This is a genomic window from uncultured Algibacter sp., from assembly GCF_947490405.1.
GTDB lineage: Bacteria > Bacteroidota > Bacteroidia > Flavobacteriales > Flavobacteriaceae > Algibacter_B.
Window position 1 is genome coordinate 277,393 of record NZ_CANLGU010000003.1, and the last position, 17,094, is coordinate 294,486.

Sequence of the window (17,094 nt, forward strand, 5' to 3'; positions counted from 1 at the left end):
AAATTAGACAAACTTTCATCTCCAGGTGTCAAAGAAAAAAAAATCGGCATTACAAGAACAAAAAGGCGTTTCTATTTCAGAAATCACAAACCAATCTTCTATAAATTCCATTCAACAAAAGCGTAAATCAAATATTGATGAAACCAAATTGGTAAATGCACTTTTAAAACAAGACATAACAGCATTAAGCAGAGCCATAACACTTATTGAAAGTAAAAACCAAAAGCATAAAGACAAAGCAAGCAATATTTTAAAAGCATGTTTGCCTCATGCCAACAACTCAATTAGAATTGGCATTACTGGTGTTCCTGGTGTTGGAAAAAGTACATTTATTGAAGCCTTCGGGAAACACCTTACTGCTCAAGGAAAACGTGTTGCAATTTTAGCTATAGACCCAAGCAGCACTATTACCAAAGGTAGCATCTTAGGAGATAAAACAAGAATGGAAGATTTAGTAAAAGACAAAAATGCCTTTATTCGTCCTTCAGCTTCTGGTGAATCTTTAGGTGGTGTTGCCAGAAAAACAAGAGAAACCATTATACTTTGTGAAGCAGCTGGTTTTGATGTTATTATTATTGAAACTGTTGGTGTTGGCCAAAGTGAAACCACCGTGCATAGTATGGTCGATTTCTTCTTACTCTTAAAATTAGCTGGTGCTGGTGATGAGCTTCAAGGTATAAAACGTGGTATTATAGAAATGGCAGATACTATTGCTATAAATAAAGCAGATGGCGATAACCTGAAACAAGCCAAACTTGCCAAAGTAGAATTTAATCGAGCGCTTCACCTCTATCCTGAAAAATCATCAAATTGGCAACCTAAAGTCACGCTTTGTAGCGCCCTTAAAAATGAAGGCGTTGATACCATTTGGAATATCATTTTACAATACGTTGAAACCACTTCTCAAAATAATTTCTTCAACCAAAAGCGTTATGAACAAAATAAGTATTGGCTTATTCAAACCATAGAAGAGCAGCTAAAATCAAACTTTTTTAATAAGCCAAAAATCAAAAAAGCTTTAGAAAATCAAATCCAACTTATTGCAGAAAACAAAACAACTCCTTTTGCCGCTGCAGATTATTTGTTAAGTCTAAGCAATTAAGTTGTTACAAATCGTTTTAATAAATAGTTTGCAAATTTATAAAACAGAAAGCCAGATATCATTCCAAATGTTAGTCCGCAAACAATATCTAAAGGGTAATGAACACCTAAATATATTCTGCTGTAAGCAACTATTAAGCTAACTAAAATCAAGAGATATATTAACTTTTTAAAAAAAGGTTTCAATAACAAACCACCAAAAATGGCTACAGCCATAGAGTTTGATGAATGCCCAGAAAAGAAACCATATTTACCACATCGTACTGCAATAAAACGCACTTTATCGGCAATTTCATCCGCTCCGCATGGTCTAGGTCTTGCAAAACCTCTTTTAAATACATTTGTAATTTGATCAGTAAATGTAATCATCAAAGCCATAACTAAAATTAAAATAACCATAGCTTTTAATCCAAATTTTTTATAAAATAAATAAAGTAGCAACACGCCTAAAACAGACCCAAAAATAAATTTGTTGGTAATACTTAACCACAAAGCATCCCAAGAATCAGAACCCAACCCGTTTAAATATAAAAATAACTCAGTATCGTATTCTAGAAGTTGCTCTATCATATTTTATTCATTGTATTTAGCAACCTCACTATCATAAAATTCGGTAGCTTCCTTTATAGCATTTTCTGTTTCAGTTTCCAATTCTTTCTGATCTTCGGCATCAAAATCTTCAAACCATTCTACATCATCGTTTTCAAGATTAATAATAAACCTAGGAAATTCTGTATGAACCACATAAATAGCATTCGGAAATTCCGTGTTATCACCTAAAATAAATTTTGGAAGACTCATGTTTTTATTATTTGTTGTTCAGACAAAATTAACCTTTTAGTCAAATAGTTAAACCTTATATACAATAAAATTGCCGCAGTAGTTAAACCTGCTAATAAACCCAACCAAATTCCAAAACTGCCATAAGCTTCTTCTTTACCAAAAAACCAACTCACTGGAAATCCAATTATCCAATACGAAACAAAAGTTATTAAAGTTGGTATTTTAACATCCTGTAAGCCACGAAGTGCTCCTAATACTAAAACCTGTATACTATCACTTATTTGAAAAATGGCTGCTGCAATTAATAATTTTGAAGCAATACTTACCACTTCCATATTATCAGTTAAGTTTTCAGCATCGTCATAATCCACATATATTTTTGGTAAATAATCATGAAATACAAAAAACAGTATTGCAAAACCGAAGGCTAATAATGTTCCCATAAAGAATAATGAAAAAGCTATCCTTCTAAGTTCAAAGTAAGCTTTTAAACCCTTTTGATTGCCAACACGTACCATAGCAGCTACACTAAGCCCCATAGCGACCATAAAAGTCATGGAGCTTAAATTTAAAGCAATTTGATTTGCTGCTTGTGGATTTTTACCTAACAAACCACTTAACCAAATAGCAGCTGTAAAAATGGCTACTTCAAAAAACATCTGCATCGCACTGGGAGCTCCTAAATTGATGATTTTTTTTATCATCAAACTGTCTAATACAAAAAACTTAATATTGGTAACGAATGCTCTTGACTTTTCTTTACCCTTGAGTAAAAACCATAAATAAAGAACCATTATAACTCTTGATGCTAATGTTCCATAAGCAGCTCCAACGATACCCAATTCTGGAAAACCAAACTTTCCAAAAATTAATATATAGTTTAAAATAATATTAACAATATTTGCAAGCAAAGTGGCATACATTGGATATTTAGTCATAGATAAACCATCGCTAAACTGTTTAAATCCTTGAAAAATTATTAAAGGAATTAGTGAGACAGCTACTAAATCTAGATAAGGAATTGCTAGTTTAACAACCTCAACAGGTTGTTTCATCAAATACATTAAGGGTTTTGCAAAAAAAACTACTAAAAAAAGTAATACCCCCAAAACAGTGCAAAGAAACAACCCATGTTTAAAGGATGATTTTCCTTTTAAAAAGTCTTTGGCAGCATCAGCTTCTGCTACTAAAGGTGTAATAGCTGTTGAAAAACCAATTCCTAAAGACATGGCTATAAACATAAAACTATTACCCAAAGAGACTGCTGCAAGTTCAGCAGTTCCCAGTTGTCCAACCATAATATTGTCAATAAAACTAACAAAGGTATGTCCCAACATTCCTAGCATCACTGGAGCGGCTAATTGCCAATTATATTTGAACTCTTTAGTGTAGTTTGAAAAATGCATTGAGCAAAAGTAATATTTAGCTTTTATCTTTTAAAAATTTGTAATTAATCTTTTTGCAGAAATGGTTAATTAACAAATGTTAATAATTATTTGTAATTTCGTAATAGCATTTTGTAGTATTATATTACATTTGCTGCGCTCCAAATCAATCTCCCTAGTAGGTTTATAGCGAGTAGGAACACTTAGCTTTATTTATAGGGATAAAAATTAGTGCTAGGTTTCTAAATGAAAAGGAGGAAATAAATTTCCTCCTTTTTTATTTTATTTTTTCTTTATAAACTATAATTCTGTAACACCTTTTTTTGCTTCTTCAAATTCCTTAATGATATCTTTAACAATATCAGATACTGGTTTAATATCATCTATCAATCCTGAAATTTGCCCGATCTCTAACTCACCTTCATTCAAATCACCTTCAAACATGCCGCGTTTAGCTCTCGCTCTACCTAGTAGTTCTTTTAGTTGTTCAACTGTTGGAGCAGACTTATATAAATGTTGAACTTGATTATAAAAATCATTTTTAATCAATCGCACTGGGGCTAACTCTTTCAAAGTAAGCTGGGTATCTCCTTCCCTAGCCTCAACAACCATTTTTTTAAAATCTATATGTGCTGAACTTTCATTACTAGCTACAAATCTGCTCCCTATTTGTACACCATCTGCTCCCAAAACCATGGTAGCTAACATGGCGCTTCCGGTGGCTATACCTCCAGCTGCAATTAAAGGAATCTTAATATGCGCTTTAACCATTGGTATTAAGGTTAGTGTTGTTGTTTCATCTCTTCCATTATGACCTCCAGCTTCAAAGCCCTCTGCAACTATTGCATCAACACCAGCTTCTTGCGCTTTTAATGCAAACTTTACACTACTCACTACATGCACCACAGTTATACCTTGTTCTTGTAACCAATTTGTCCATGTTTTTGGATTTCCAGCAGAGGTGAATACGATTTTCACATCCTCTTCTACTATGATATCCATAATCTGTTTGATATTTGGATATAACATAGGAACATTTACCCCAAACGGATTATTAGTCGCTTTTTTACACTTTTGAATGTGCTCTCTCAGTACTTCTGGATACATAGAACCTGCACCAATAAGGCCCAAAACACCTGAATTACTAGCAGCAGATGCTAAACGCCAACCACTATTCCAAATCATTCCTGCTTGAATGATGGGATACTTAATATTAAATAAATTAGTTATCCTATTTGCCATGAAATTTTGAAATATGTTATGAATTAAGAAATAACTCCAGAGCCAATAAGCTCATTATCAATATACCAAGCAACAAACTGACCTTCTGCCATTGCTGACTGAAATTCTTCAAACTCAACATACATACCGCTGTCAACCTTATGTAATTTAGCTTTTTGTAAAGATTGTCTATATCTAATTCTAGCCATTACTTCCAAAGTTTCATCTAAATGAAGTTTTAAATCTTCGCGCACCCAGTGCAATTCTTCATTAGAAACAAATAAGGCCTTTTTTAAAAGTCCCGGATGTTCCTTTCCTTGACCTGTATAAATCACATTTTCTTTTACATCAGTATCAATTACAAATAAAGGTTCTATGGTTCCTCCAACTCCTAGCCCTTTTCTTTGTCCTTTAGTAAAATAATGAGCACCTTGATGTTTACCTACAACTTTACCTAAATCTACTTTATAATTTATTTTTCGAGATAAATACTTTAGCTTTTCTTCTTCAGAGTTAAAATCAGTTTTAACCTTATTGTATATGTCTTGTTCTTTTGATACTTCAACAATAACACCCTCTTTAGGTTTTAATTGTTGCTGCAAAAAGTCTGGTAGTTTTACTTTTCCTATAAAACACAACCCTTGAGAATCTTTTTTATCTGCAGTAACCAAATCTAATTTAGTAGCAATGTCTCTTACTTCTGGTTTTGTTAACTCGCCTATAGGGAATAAAGATTTAGCCAATTGTTCTTGAGATAACTGACAAAGAAAATAAGACTGATCTTTATTATTATCAACTCCCGCTAATAGCTTATAAATCTCATTACTATCTTTTTTTATAACGCCCTTTCTACAATAATGTCCTGTAGCAACAAAATCTGCTCCAAGTTCCAGAGCAATTTTCATAAATACATCAAACTTAATCTCTCTATTACATAAAACATCAGGATTAGGTGTTCTCCCTTTTTCATATTCGTTAAACATATAGTTTACTATACGCTCTTTATATTGCTCACTTAAATCAACAGTTTGAAATGGAATTCCTAATTTTTCAGCTACTAACATTGCATCATTACTATCATCTAACCAAGGACACTCATCAGATATTGTCACAGAATCATCATGCCAGTTTTTCATAAACAAGCCAATAACCTCATAACCTTGCTGCTTTAATAAATAAGCGGCTACACTAGAATCTACACCTCCTGAAAGACCTATAATTACTCGTTTCATTCAAAAAAATTAGGATACAAAGATACATATTATAACAAGATATTTGTTAGCTATTAATTCTTTAAAAACATCGATGAAATACATTTTTGTTTAATTTTAACTTAATTTTATTAAACAAATTTGTAATAATGTTTAACAATTTACTATTTTTGTTAAACAAATAGTAACTAATAATTATTAAAAAGATGAAAGTATTAAGAAACCTCAGAAATTTATCTCTCCTTTTTATAGGATTGATTTTAGTAACCTCATGTAGTAATGACGATGACAGTTCAGGTGAATTTGTTCCTACCAGTAGCATTGTTGCGATAGCTCAAGCAACTCCAGAATTATCTAGTTTGGTATCTGCACTTGTTAAATATCCAGATTTAGTAAGCTTGTTGAGCAATGATGGTACATTTACTGTATTTGCACCAAATAATGATGCTTTTGCAGACCTATTAGCTGCCATAGGTCAAACCTCTATTGATGATATTCCTGAAGATGTATTAAAGAGTGTTTTACAACATCACGTTTACACTTCGGCTGCGCTTCAAGCAAGTCAAGTTACATCAGGATCTATAACTATGGCTGGTGGTGAATCTGTTGATATCTTAGTTGATGAAAATGGTGTTACTGTTGGCAATGCAACAGTTATTGCTATAGATGGAATAGGAACAAATGGTGTTGTTCATATTGTAGATAGCGTTATTGTACCACCTTCAATATTACCTATAGTTGGAACTATTGTTGCTCCAGCTTATTTTAATAAAGACTTCACAACATTAATTGCTGCTGTATTAGCAGCAGACCCAAGTGTTTTAGAATTACTTTTAAGCAACGGTCCGAATGATAATGGATTAACTTTATTTGCTCCAACAAATGATGCTTTTGCTGCTGCTGGCATTACTGATGTAAATGGTGCTGATGCTATTTTAGCATATCACCTTGTTGATGGAACAATAATGCAAGATATGTTACCTGTATCTGGCATAGCTGCTGCTGAAGTTCCTACCTTAAATGGAGAAAACATATATGTTACCAACGCTGGTGGAGCGGTTTCAATTAATGGAACAACAACAGTAACAGCAACAAATATCGCAGGATCAAATGGTGTAGTACATGTTATTGATAGAACATTAATACCTCCAACAAACACAATTAACGATATAGTAGCAAGTCTTGCTGGGGGCAATCCTGCAGAATTTACAATGTTGGCTGCTGCTTTAGCGAGAGCAGGTTTAGGTGATACTTTTGGTACAACTGGCCCTTTTACAGTGTTTGCTCCAACTGATGCGGCTTTTATGGCTGCTGGCTTCCCAGACGTTGCTTCAATTAACGCAACGGCTCCAGAAACTTTAGTTCCAATACTTACACATCATGTAGTAGAACCAAATGTGTACATCTTTTCAACAGATTTAACAGACGATTTACAGGCGCCAATGTTAAATGGACAAAACGTAACTATCGATTTAGATACCTTGACCATTCAAGACGCAGCTGGATCTCCTACCGCAGCTGGTTTAGTACCAGCTTTATTAAACGTTCATGCAACTAATGGTGTAGTACATGTTATAGATAGAGTATTACTACCTGCTGATAATTAAAAAATTAGTTTGGTTTGTTGATTGTAGGCAAACATTTAGTATTCCCACTAAAAATTGTCTATGAAAAAGGCGCCTTAAGAAATTAAGGCGTTTTTTTTGTGCGTTTAGGTTTATAGGAGAAATCCTTTTCTTTAGTCAGCTTACTATTTTCATAATACTTCCAAATACCATCTTTTTTTCCTCTCTTATAAACACCTTCAGACAGCAATTCTCCTTTTGGGTTATAAAACTTTGCCAATCCATGTAATTCATCATTTACATAAACATACTTTTTTAACGTAATACCCTTTAAAGAATACCAAATAGATTCTCCTTCAAGCTTACCATATACATAGTTCTTCTTTTCTGCAATCTGTCCGTTTGGATAGTACACTAAACGTTCTCCCTCTAATTCTCCTTTATTATTATAAGTCTCTAAAGTAAGTAGTTCATCAGAGTTTTTTTGATAATATTTCCAAGTACCAATATATGTTTTACCATCCATCTTACCTTCGCTAATTACTTTTCCATTTGATGCTAAAAACTTTACCTCTGTAATATTATCATTTTCATTAAACAATTTTGTAGCACTCAAAATAGGTTTCTTTTTATATGCCTTATAAAACTTAAATAATCCAACCTCTTTCCCATGGGTAAACTGACCTTCGTACCTTAAAATATTAGTGTCTTCATAATTTTTTTTCCATTTCCCATGACGTTTCCCATTACTATCAAACCCATTAATGTCTTGAGCAAAAACCAAATTGCTTAGCATTATTACAAACAATACGCTATAAAACCTTTTCATTTTTATGTTTTGTTAATCGCTTTCGCGGAAGTTGTTCTTAATTGTCTTCTAATTGCATATAACAAAAAAGCTGCCAAAATATTTTATTGACAGCTTTATATTTATTTAAATCAAGATCTTTCTATTACACGCAATGTAAAGTTTTAATTATTTACGTTTTTGTTGCGCTTGTTTTTGTTTTTCTGCCTGTTCCATCATTTCTGACATTTTCTTTTGAAAACGATTTTGCTTCTTAGGCTGTTTCTTCTTCTCTTGAATCTGAGCATGAATTTTATCTTCATCAAGTATAAAGTTTTTAATAACTAATATGATTCCGATACTAATGACATTAGATATGAAATAATATAAACTCAAACCTGATGCATAGTTATTGAAGAAAAACAACATCATTATAGGAGAGAAATACATCATATATTTCATCATTTTCGCCATATCTGGCATACCTTCTTGCTGTGGTTGCGATTGCATATTCTGCCCCGTAGTTAAACGCATATAAAAGAAAATAGCTATAGAAGCTAATATTGGGAACAAACTCACGTGGTTACCATAGAAAGGAATATTGAATGGTAAGTTTGCAATAACATCATAAGACGATAAATCGTCCACCCAAAGGAATGACTTTTGTCTCAAATCAAACGCAGAAGGAAAAAATTGAAACAAAGCATAAAATACTGGCAATTGTATTAAAGCTGGTAAGCATCCCGCCATGGGACTTGCACCTGCTTTGGTTTGTAGCGCCATAGTTTCTTGTTGCGCTTTCATTTTGTTATCCTTGTATTTGGCTCTTATAGCATCAAGTTCAGGTTTTAAAATTTTCATTTTTGCTTGAGACAAAAACTGTTTATACTGTACAAATGACAACAAGATTTTTACTAAAACCGTCATTACCACAATAGCAATTCCATATGGTAAAAACCCACCAAGGAAACCAAATAGTGGCATGAATATATAACGGTTTATCCAACCAAATAATCCCCAACCAAATGGAACCAATTCATCAAGGTTTCTATCATATTTATTTAAAACTTTAAAATCACTTGGTCCGTAATACCAATCCATGGTTTGATTGATTTCTCCACCTTGTAACTCCAAAGGAATAGTAGTGGCAAAAGTTTTAGTATAAACCGTATCTATGGTTTCATCTTTTACTAAATTTTCAGTCCTAACTTTTACGTTTTTAAAACGATTATCAGTTAATAATACTGAAGAAAAGAAGTGTTGTTTGTAACCAACCCATGATACATCTTCTATATCATCTTCACCATCTCTTGTATAATCAGCTTTTCCGTCCTCATAATCATAATGAATGTCGGTATATCTATTCTCATAAGAAATACTTTTCGCATGTCGGTACCCTTTAAGTTTCCAATCTAAATTTATAGCTTGAGAACTATTGATTACATTGCTTAACCCTTGAGAACGAATGGCAAAGTCTATCATATAATCACCTTCCTTAATCTCATATCTATATTCTAAAAACTGACTTTCAGAAACCTTAAGCTTCATAGAAACTAAAGTAACATCTCCATTTTTAGTTACCGATGACACAAATGGTAAATCCTTTGTATTTAGAATTCTACTATCTGTAGTTCCAAAATTTATATTAAAAGATGCATTGTTATCCTTAATTAAATATATAGGAATTGAATCGTAATCAACAAACTGCTTTAAACGCACTTCTGAAAGATAACCACCTTTATTACTAAATTTAAGTGCTAATAAATCGCTTTCTATTACCGTTTCTTTATTTGAAGATTGTATAGCTGAATATGCAAAGGCACCTAATTTGTTTTTTAACTGAATAACCTGAAGCGAATCTGCATCAGATCCAACTGCATAATCATTCGCAGTAGTAACCAAAGTTTGCTCTTGTTCTTTAGCCTTCTTTTCTGCTTCAACCTGTTCTTGTTTAGCTTTCTCTTGAGCTTCTATTTCTTCAGGAGAGGGTTGATTCTGCCAAAGCATATATGCCAATATTCCGAAGATAAGTACAAAACCTATAATCGAATTTAAATCTAATTTTTTTTCTTCCATCTAATTTTAGTTGGTGTTATTCTGAATGCAATAAAAAACCTCCTTTAGAGATATTTCGATTGCGCTTAATATGACAAACGTTATTATTATAAAGTGTATTGAATAATCAAAAAACTATCCAATCTTACTTTTATGCCATAGTGGCATTATTTTTCTTTTTCTTATGAGTTAATGCGGCTTTAACAAAAGCAACAAAAAGCGGATGGGGATTAGCTACTGTGCTCTTATATTCTGGATGATACTGTACTCCAACAAACCAAGGGTGTTCTGGGATTTCTACAATTTCAACCAAACCTGTATCTGGGTTTAGTCCAGTAGCAATCATACCAGCAGCTTCAATTTTTTCTTTATAATCACCATTAAATTCATAACGGTGTCTGTGACGTTCACTAATATTCTCTGCTTTATAAATATCTCTTACAGCGCTTCCAATTTTTAAATCACAAGCCCAAGCTCCTAAACGCATAGTACCACCTTTGTCAGTAATACTTTTTTGATCTTCCATTAAACCAATTACAGGATTGTTAGTACTTGCATTCATTTCAGTAGAAGCAGCATCAGCTATTCCTAAAACGTTTCTTGAAAATTCTATAACAGCCATTTGCATTCCTAAACAAATCCCTAAAAACGGTACATTGTTTTCTCTAACGTATTGTACCGCATCAATTTTACCATCAATACCACGTTCTCCAAAACCTGGTGCTACTAATACGCCATCAAGATGTGCTAGTTTTAATTTTGCGTTATCTTTATTTATATATTCTGAATGTACTGACTCTACATTTACTTTAACTTCATTTTCCGCCCCTGCATGAATAAAGGCTTCTAAAATTGATTTATAAGAATCTTGAAGCTCAACATACTTTCCTATTAAACCAATAGTGATTTCGGTTTTGGGGTTTTTATGACGGTGAACAAACTGATTCCATTGTTCAATATCTGGTTTAGAACTATCTAAATTTAATTTTTCAAGAACCACCTTATCTAAACCTTCTTCAAGCATTAAATTTGGTACGTCGTAAATAGTAGAAGCATCAATAGATTGAATTACCGCATTTTCCTTAACATTACAAAACAATGCTAGTTTACGTTTTAAATCTTTAGGTAAGTTACGTTCTGTTCTACATACCAAAACATCAGCTTGCACTCCACTTTCCATTAAAGTTTTAACACTGTGTTGTGTTGGTTTAGTTTTTAATTCGCCAGCAGCAGATAAATAAGGTACTAAAGTTAAATGAATAACAATGCCGTTATCTTCTCCTAAATCCCATCGTAACTGACGAACAGCTTCTATATATGGTAACGATTCAATATCCCCTACTGTTCCTCCTATTTCAGTAATTACTATATCATAATCTCCTGATTTACCAAGAATTTGAACGCGCTCTTTTATTTCATCTGTAATATGAGGAACAACCTGTACTGTTTTTCCTAAAAACTCACCACGACGTTCTTTTTGAATAACGCTTTGGTAAATTCTACCCGTAGTTACATTATTGGCTTGACTAGTAGGGCGATTTAAAAAACGCTCATAATGCCCTAAATCCAGATCTGTTTCGGCACCATCTTCAGTAACATAACATTCACCATGTTCGTAAGGATTTAGTGTTCCTGGGTCTACATTAATATATGGGTCTAATTTTTGAATAGTAACTCGATAACCTTGAGCTTGAAGTAATTTAGCAAGGGATGCTGCAATGATTCCTTTTCCTAAGGAAGATGTAACACCGCCGGTTACAAAGATATATTTTGTTGTACTTGTCATGTTGCGCTTATAAACGCAGGCAAATTTACAAAATTAAAATAGTAATTTAAGAGGGACTTGTTAACAATTTTCCAATTGATTTAATCCTACAAATCATTTGACTTTGTAAAAAAATTCTACTAAATTCGCTAACGACTGATATAAGTCACTTGTGCTGAACTTGTTTCAGTATTAAAACGACGTCATATCATATAAGTTGGCAACAATTTGAAAAACTAAAATAAACTATGGCATTACCATCAACTTACACGAATTCCTATTCAACTTTACCTGAATTTTTTGGTAAAATAAGGGATGCTCAAGCACCTGATAGGTTTACAAATCAAATATTAAAAGATTTAGGATATAAGTCTAACAACCATAGACCTTTCATTCCATTAATGAAAGCTTTAGGTTTTTTGTCATCTGATGGTAGTCCAACACAGAGATACCAAGAATATCGAAACCACGCTTTGTCAGAAAGAATTATGGGAGAAGCTATTAAAGAAGCTTATTCTGACTTGTTTTTAATAAAATCAAAGCCTACTCAAAAGGATAATGAACTAATTACTGGTAAATTCAAAAGTTACCATAATGTAAGTGATACTGTTGCAAACTTAATGTCTAAAACATTCTTTTCTCTATTAAAAATTGCTGATTTAGAATTTGACCAAAAGAAGTTATCTACTGAAAAAGTTAAGGATAAGATTGAGCCAACCAAAACCGAACCTAAAGGAGTACAAGAAAAAATAATTAAAGAAACTTCTGGTCTTGGACTTCACTACAATATTCAAATTCATCTACCTGCAACTAAAGATATTGAAGTTTACAATGCTATTTTTAAATCTTTAAAAGAACATTTAATTGAGTAATCAAAAAGACATAAGAGATTTTCTTTTTCGAGGTTTAATGTTCGAATCAGAAGCTTCCAAATTTCAAGGAGCTGGAATTCAAATTGGCGCTGACTCAAGTTACACGGAAAAGCAACTTTTGGGAGAAGCACTTGCACCTTTTGGAATTTCGAGACGAAATAATGCATTAGAAATGGCTAGACTGTATGCCATTATTAACTGCTTTGAAAATGAAATTAGAGATTTCATTCGTGAAACTTTAACCGAAAATGAAGGTGTTGATTGGTGGAATAATCTACCTAGAAAAACGAAAGAACACGCAGAAAAAAGACAAACAACCGCATTAACTGATTCTTGGCTTGAAGGAGAAAAAACAGATTTATTGGGCTTCGTTGATTTTGGAATGCTTGCTTCAATTATGATTGAGAAATGGACTTGTTTTAGTAACTTAATTCCTTCACAGCATTGGCTAAAACAAAGAATGGAAGAATTGGAAAAAGCTAGAAATTTTATAGCACATAATAGAATGCTTTTACCTAGCGAATTCCAAAGGATTTATATGTATGTTGCTGATTGGAATAGAGTAATTGGATTATAAAAACTGTTGCCAACAACGTGTATAATTAATTGCTGGTTTTAGCCTACTTAAGAAAATCCTCGCGGATTTTCTATTCGGTTTGTATTTGCTAAATTAGGTGATTAAAACACGCAACAAATCATATAAAAACACGTTAGCGAAAATCAATCCTAAACCTCCAAAATCTCTTCTTCGCTCTTTTGAAATACATAGGTTAAAAACCACATGATGGTAAATGTTGGTATAATATCAAACCCAGGTATAATCTCTTCAATAAAAGATACAACACCAGCTATTTTACCACGGTTACCTTTATACATTTTGCTCATTAAATACCCAGATGCTGGTGCCCAAATAATATCAAAAATGGTAAGCATACCAATAGCATCAAATACTAGGCTTAATCCGAGCTTTTTATATTTACTTAAATTTTCTAAATTCATTCTATATATTTATTAAAAATATAACAAGAAACGTACCAAGTTTATTTTCCAATAAGCTTTAGAAACTCATTTCTAGTTTCAATTTTTTCAAACTGCCCTCTAAAGCCAGAAGTTGTTGTTATAGAATTTTGTTTTTGCACACCTCGCATCATCATACACATGTGTGATGCTTCAATAACCACAGCTACACCTTGAGGCTTAAGCGTATCATTTATACAATCTAAAACTTGCTCTGTAAGGCGTTCTTGTACTTGCAATCGTCTTGCAAACACATCAACAATTCTAGGTAATTTACTCAACCCTACAATTTGACCGTTAGGAATATATGCAATGTGTACCTTTCCAAAAAAAGGTAAGATATGGTGTTCACAAAGCGAATACAACTCAATATCTTTAACAATAACCATTTCATTATAAGACTCTTTAAACATGGCTCCCTTTAGGATTTCAACTGGATCTTGATCGTAACCTTGAGTTAAAAATTGCATCGCTTTGGCTGCACGTTCAGGTGTCTTCAAAAGACCTTCACGCTGCGTATTTTCACCTAAGTCCTTAATAATAGCTTCGTATCTGTTTTTAACATCATCAGTGATTTTATCGTTGTACTCTTCAAAACTTTTATATGGCATAATCTTACTTAAATTTAAACCTAAAGGTAGCTAAAAAAATAATTTCTAAACTCAATGTTTAAGAACCTTGCATAAACTTTTAACTTTTTATTGGGAATAATAATTAGCAACAAATTTAGTTTTGTATATGCTTAGTAACTAAAACTGGGCATACTTTCATCATCAATCAAATCAATTCATGAAGCTAATAACCTTCTTATTGCTATGCTTTTGTGTTATTCTGAATCCAGAAGCACAAACAAAAAAGGTTTATCAAATAACAAGAACACAAAAGCCTCCAAATATTGACGGTGTTATTAATGAAGGTACATGGGATAATTTACAAATAGCCACAGACTTTATTCAATTTAGGCCAGATGTTGGAAAATCTCCAATAAAAGAAAAGCGAACTGAAGTAAAAATGTGCTATGATGATAAAGCTATTTATATAGCTGCTTATCTACATGACAATCCTGACGATGTTATGCGCCAATTCACACAGCGCGATAATTTTGGGCAATCCGATTTTTTTGGTATAATCTTCAATCCTAATAATGATGCCCAAAACAACACCGAATTTTTTGTTTTTAGCTCTGGAACCCAAGCTGATGCTGTTGAAAGCCCTAATAATGGTGAAGATTTTGGATGGAATGCTGTTTGGGAAAGCGCTGTAAAACTTGTTGATGATGGCTGGGTTGTTGAAATAAAAATACCTTACAGGGCATTGCGGTTTACACAACAAGAAGATCCAACTTGGGGCATACAATTTCATAGGCACTTTAGAAAAACAAGAGCTCAATATACTTGGAATGCTATTGATGTTACTAAAGGTAATTTTGGGTTGTATAATGCAGAATTAAAGGGATTAAAAAATATTAAACCGCCTACTCGATTGAGTTTTTACCCATATGCTTCTAGTCTAGTTAGTACTTTTGATGGTGAAACCGAAACCGATTTTGCTGCTGGCTTGGATGTGAAGTATGGCATTACTGAAAACATAACTTTAGACGCCACTTTAATTCCTGATTTTAGTCAAGCTGGTTTTGACAATGTTGAATTGAATTTAGGTCCCTTCGAGCAACAATTTGCAGAACAAAGGCAGTTTTTTACAGAGGGTGTTGATTTATTTAATAAAGGAAGATTATTCTATTCAAGACGCATAGGTGGCAACCCTACTGTTACTCCTGAAACTGCAGATGATGAGGATGTTATTGATTATCCAGAAAAAGTGCAAATGATTAATGCCATAAAAATATCTGGCAGAACTAAAAAAGGCTTAGGTATTGGTTTCTTTAATGCTATTACTGAAAAAACTTCAGCTACTATTGAAAAGACTGAAATAATTAACGAAAATACACCTAGCGAACAAACTATAAAATCGAGACGAAAAGAAATTGTTGAACCACTTGCAAACTATAATATTATGGTTCTAGATCAGCAATTTAATAAAAACTCATCTGTAACTTTAATCAACACAAACGTAACTCGAGATGGAAATTTTAGAGATGCCAACGTAACAGGTTTGTTATTAGATTTAGTAAACAAAAAGAATACTTATGGTGCTCAAGGCGAAGTTAAAATGAGTACTTTCAATGATGTTGAGAATCAAGAAAACGGCTATAGTGCTAGATTAGGTATTAGTAAAAACAGCGGTAAACTAAGGTATAATATTAATTATAGCTATGCAGATGAGCACTACAATATTAACGACTTAGGTATACTATTTAGAAATAACTATAGTAACTTTCGTGGAGAAATAAATTACAGAATCTTTAAACCAACAAAAAAGCTGAATAACTTTTGGGCTGGCTTTTGGTTCAATTATAATCAACTGGCTAATCCGAATACTTATACTGGGACTAATAGTGGTTTTTATATTAATGCAACAACAAAAAAACTATTCTCTTTTGGCGGTAATATATTTACAAACATTGGAAAGCGTTATGATTATTTTGAGCCAAGAAATGGATTTGATAGCTTTTTTATAACTAAAAACTATACAGAATCTAATGTAAGAATATCTTCTGATTACAATAAGTTTTTTGCGTTAAATGCAAATTTTGGATATGGGTTGTTTTTTGACAAAGAAAGAGACAATTATAGCAATTGGTGGTATGGTATTGGACCACGCTTTAAGTTTAATGATAAATTTTTAGTTGTTTTACGCTATGAATATGATGACTATTTTGGGGATAGAGGTTACATTAACGGACAAGATGTTGATGGAGAAATTATTTTTGGTCAACGAGAGCGCATTGAAACTGAAGTGAGTATTTCTGGAAGTTATAACTTCAATCCTTTTAACGCATTAACTTTAAGCTTTAGAAATTATTTAAGTCGTGTAACTTATGATAATCAAGTTTACAATTTACAAAATGATGGTAGTTTAGACATATCCAATACTAACACCAAAACAACTATTGGCAATGATACTGATTTTAATCCTGATGCAAATTTTAACACTTGGAATTTAGACTTTAGCTATACTTGGCAATTTGCTCCAGGTAGTCAATTAACGGCATTGTATAGAAATCAGATTTTTAATTTTTCTGACGATTCTCAAGACAGTTACTTTGATAGTTTAAATAACTTATTTGACCAAGAAAAGCGAAATACTTTTTCCTTAAGATTGGTTTACTTTATTGATTATAATGATGCTAAAAATATATTCAAAAACAAAAAGAGTTCATAATTGTTCATCACAGTATAATGTAGTAAATTCACTGCTATTATTTTTTATAG

General features: G+C 32.6%; 15 protein-coding genes. 5 read left to right on the top strand and 10 right to left on the bottom strand.

Translation table 11 applies throughout. The features are described 5' to 3' along the window. The first annotated feature begins 25 nt into the window (after positions 1-25). Positions 26-1,102 (top strand): methylmalonyl Co-A mutase-associated GTPase MeaB, encoded by a 1,077-nt coding sequence (gene meaB, locus Q0772_RS08995; protein ID WP_298343211.1) that lies wholly within the window; start codon positions 26-28, stop codon positions 1,100-1,102. Here the strand turns inward: meaB and Q0772_RS09000 are convergent. From Q0772_RS09000 to mnmA, 5 genes are all read right to left on the bottom strand, one after another. Continuing rightward, positions 1,099-1,671: a phosphatase PAP2 family protein gene (locus tag Q0772_RS09000; RefSeq protein WP_298343215.1), complete on the bottom strand. Its 573-nt coding sequence runs from the start codon at positions 1,669-1,671 to the stop codon at positions 1,099-1,101. The two genes, meaB and Q0772_RS09000, sit on opposite strands and share 4 nt — an antisense overlap. Positions 1,672-1,674: 3 nt before the next feature. Then, entirely contained in the window at positions 1,675-1,902 is a 228-nt protein-coding gene (locus tag Q0772_RS09005; protein WP_298343217.1) for a hypothetical protein, read from the bottom strand. Next, positions 1,899-3,290: an MATE family efflux transporter gene (locus Q0772_RS09010; RefSeq protein ID WP_298343220.1), complete on the bottom strand. Its 1,392-nt coding sequence runs from the start codon at positions 3,288-3,290 to the stop codon at positions 1,899-1,901. The genes Q0772_RS09005 and Q0772_RS09010 overlap by 4 nt, the downstream gene beginning before the upstream one ends. A gap of 279 nt (positions 3,291-3,569) precedes the next feature. After that, on the bottom strand, positions 3,570-4,511 hold the full coding sequence (locus tag Q0772_RS09015; protein ID WP_298343223.1) for a nitronate monooxygenase: 942 nt from the start codon (positions 4,509-4,511) through the stop codon (positions 3,570-3,572). A 23-nt stretch (positions 4,512-4,534) separates the two neighbouring features. Next, on the bottom strand, positions 4,535-5,722 hold the full coding sequence (gene mnmA, locus Q0772_RS09020; protein ID WP_298343226.1) for a tRNA 2-thiouridine(34) synthase MnmA: 1,188 nt from the start codon (positions 5,720-5,722) through the stop codon (positions 4,535-4,537). A 185-nt stretch (positions 5,723-5,907) separates the two neighbouring features. Here mnmA and Q0772_RS09025 point away from each other — a divergent pair, with 185 nt between their 5' ends. After that, a complete protein-coding gene (locus Q0772_RS09025; protein ID WP_298343229.1) occupies positions 5,908-7,308 on the top strand; it encodes a fasciclin domain-containing protein in 1,401 nt (466 codons plus the stop codon). A gap of 82 nt (positions 7,309-7,390) precedes the next feature. On the opposite strand, the gene Q0772_RS09030 is transcribed toward Q0772_RS09025, so the two are convergent. The 3 genes from Q0772_RS09030 to Q0772_RS09040 all read right to left on the bottom strand — a co-directional run bounded on the left by Q0772_RS09030 (position 7,391) and on the right by Q0772_RS09040 (position 11,894). Further along, a complete protein-coding gene (locus tag Q0772_RS09030; protein ID WP_298343231.1) occupies positions 7,391-8,095 on the bottom strand; it encodes a toxin-antitoxin system YwqK family antitoxin in 705 nt (234 codons plus the stop codon). Positions 8,096-8,242: 147 nt separating this feature from the next. Then, positions 8,243-10,129 carry a membrane protein insertase YidC gene (gene yidC, locus Q0772_RS09035; RefSeq protein ID WP_298343236.1) on the bottom strand — a complete coding sequence of 629 codons (1,887 nt, stop codon included), beginning with the start codon at positions 10,127-10,129 and terminating at the stop codon, positions 8,243-8,245. A 130-nt stretch (positions 10,130-10,259) separates the two neighbouring features. Further along, positions 10,260-11,894, bottom strand: a complete 1,635-nt coding sequence (locus Q0772_RS09040; protein ID WP_298343238.1) for a CTP synthase — start codon at positions 11,892-11,894, stop codon at positions 10,260-10,262. Positions 11,895-12,121: 227 nt separating this feature from the next. Between Q0772_RS09040 and Q0772_RS09045 the strand changes: the two genes are divergently transcribed. Both Q0772_RS09045 and Q0772_RS09050 read left to right on the top strand, forming a co-directional pair. Continuing rightward, positions 12,122-12,745 carry a DUF5343 domain-containing protein gene (locus tag Q0772_RS09045; protein ID WP_298343241.1) on the top strand — a complete coding sequence of 208 codons (624 nt, stop codon included), beginning with the start codon at positions 12,122-12,124 and terminating at the stop codon, positions 12,743-12,745. Next, positions 12,738-13,322: a Swt1 family HEPN domain-containing protein gene (locus Q0772_RS09050; RefSeq protein WP_298343244.1), complete on the top strand. Its 585-nt coding sequence runs from the start codon at positions 12,738-12,740 to the stop codon at positions 13,320-13,322. Before Q0772_RS09045 ends, Q0772_RS09050 begins: the two co-directional genes overlap by 8 nt. 149 nt (positions 13,323-13,471) lie before the next feature. Here Q0772_RS09050 and Q0772_RS09055 read toward each other — a convergent pair whose 3' ends face one another. Both Q0772_RS09055 and folE read right to left on the bottom strand, forming a co-directional pair. Further along, the gene (locus Q0772_RS09055; protein WP_298343246.1) at positions 13,472-13,744 is read right to left on the bottom strand and encodes a hypothetical protein; all 273 of its coding nucleotides are present in this window, start codon (positions 13,742-13,744) and stop codon (positions 13,472-13,474) included. Positions 13,745-13,785: 41 nt separating this feature from the next. Next, positions 13,786-14,373 carry a GTP cyclohydrolase I FolE gene (gene folE / locus Q0772_RS09060; RefSeq protein WP_298343250.1) on the bottom strand — a complete coding sequence of 196 codons (588 nt, stop codon included), beginning with the start codon at positions 14,371-14,373 and terminating at the stop codon, positions 13,786-13,788. A 178-nt stretch (positions 14,374-14,551) separates the two neighbouring features. Between folE and Q0772_RS09065 the strand changes: the two genes are divergently transcribed. After that, positions 14,552-17,044, top strand: coding sequence for a DUF5916 domain-containing protein (locus Q0772_RS09065; RefSeq protein ID WP_298343253.1), 2,493 nt, complete (start codon positions 14,552-14,554; stop codon positions 17,042-17,044). The last annotated feature ends 50 nt before the right edge of the window (positions 17,045-17,094 follow it).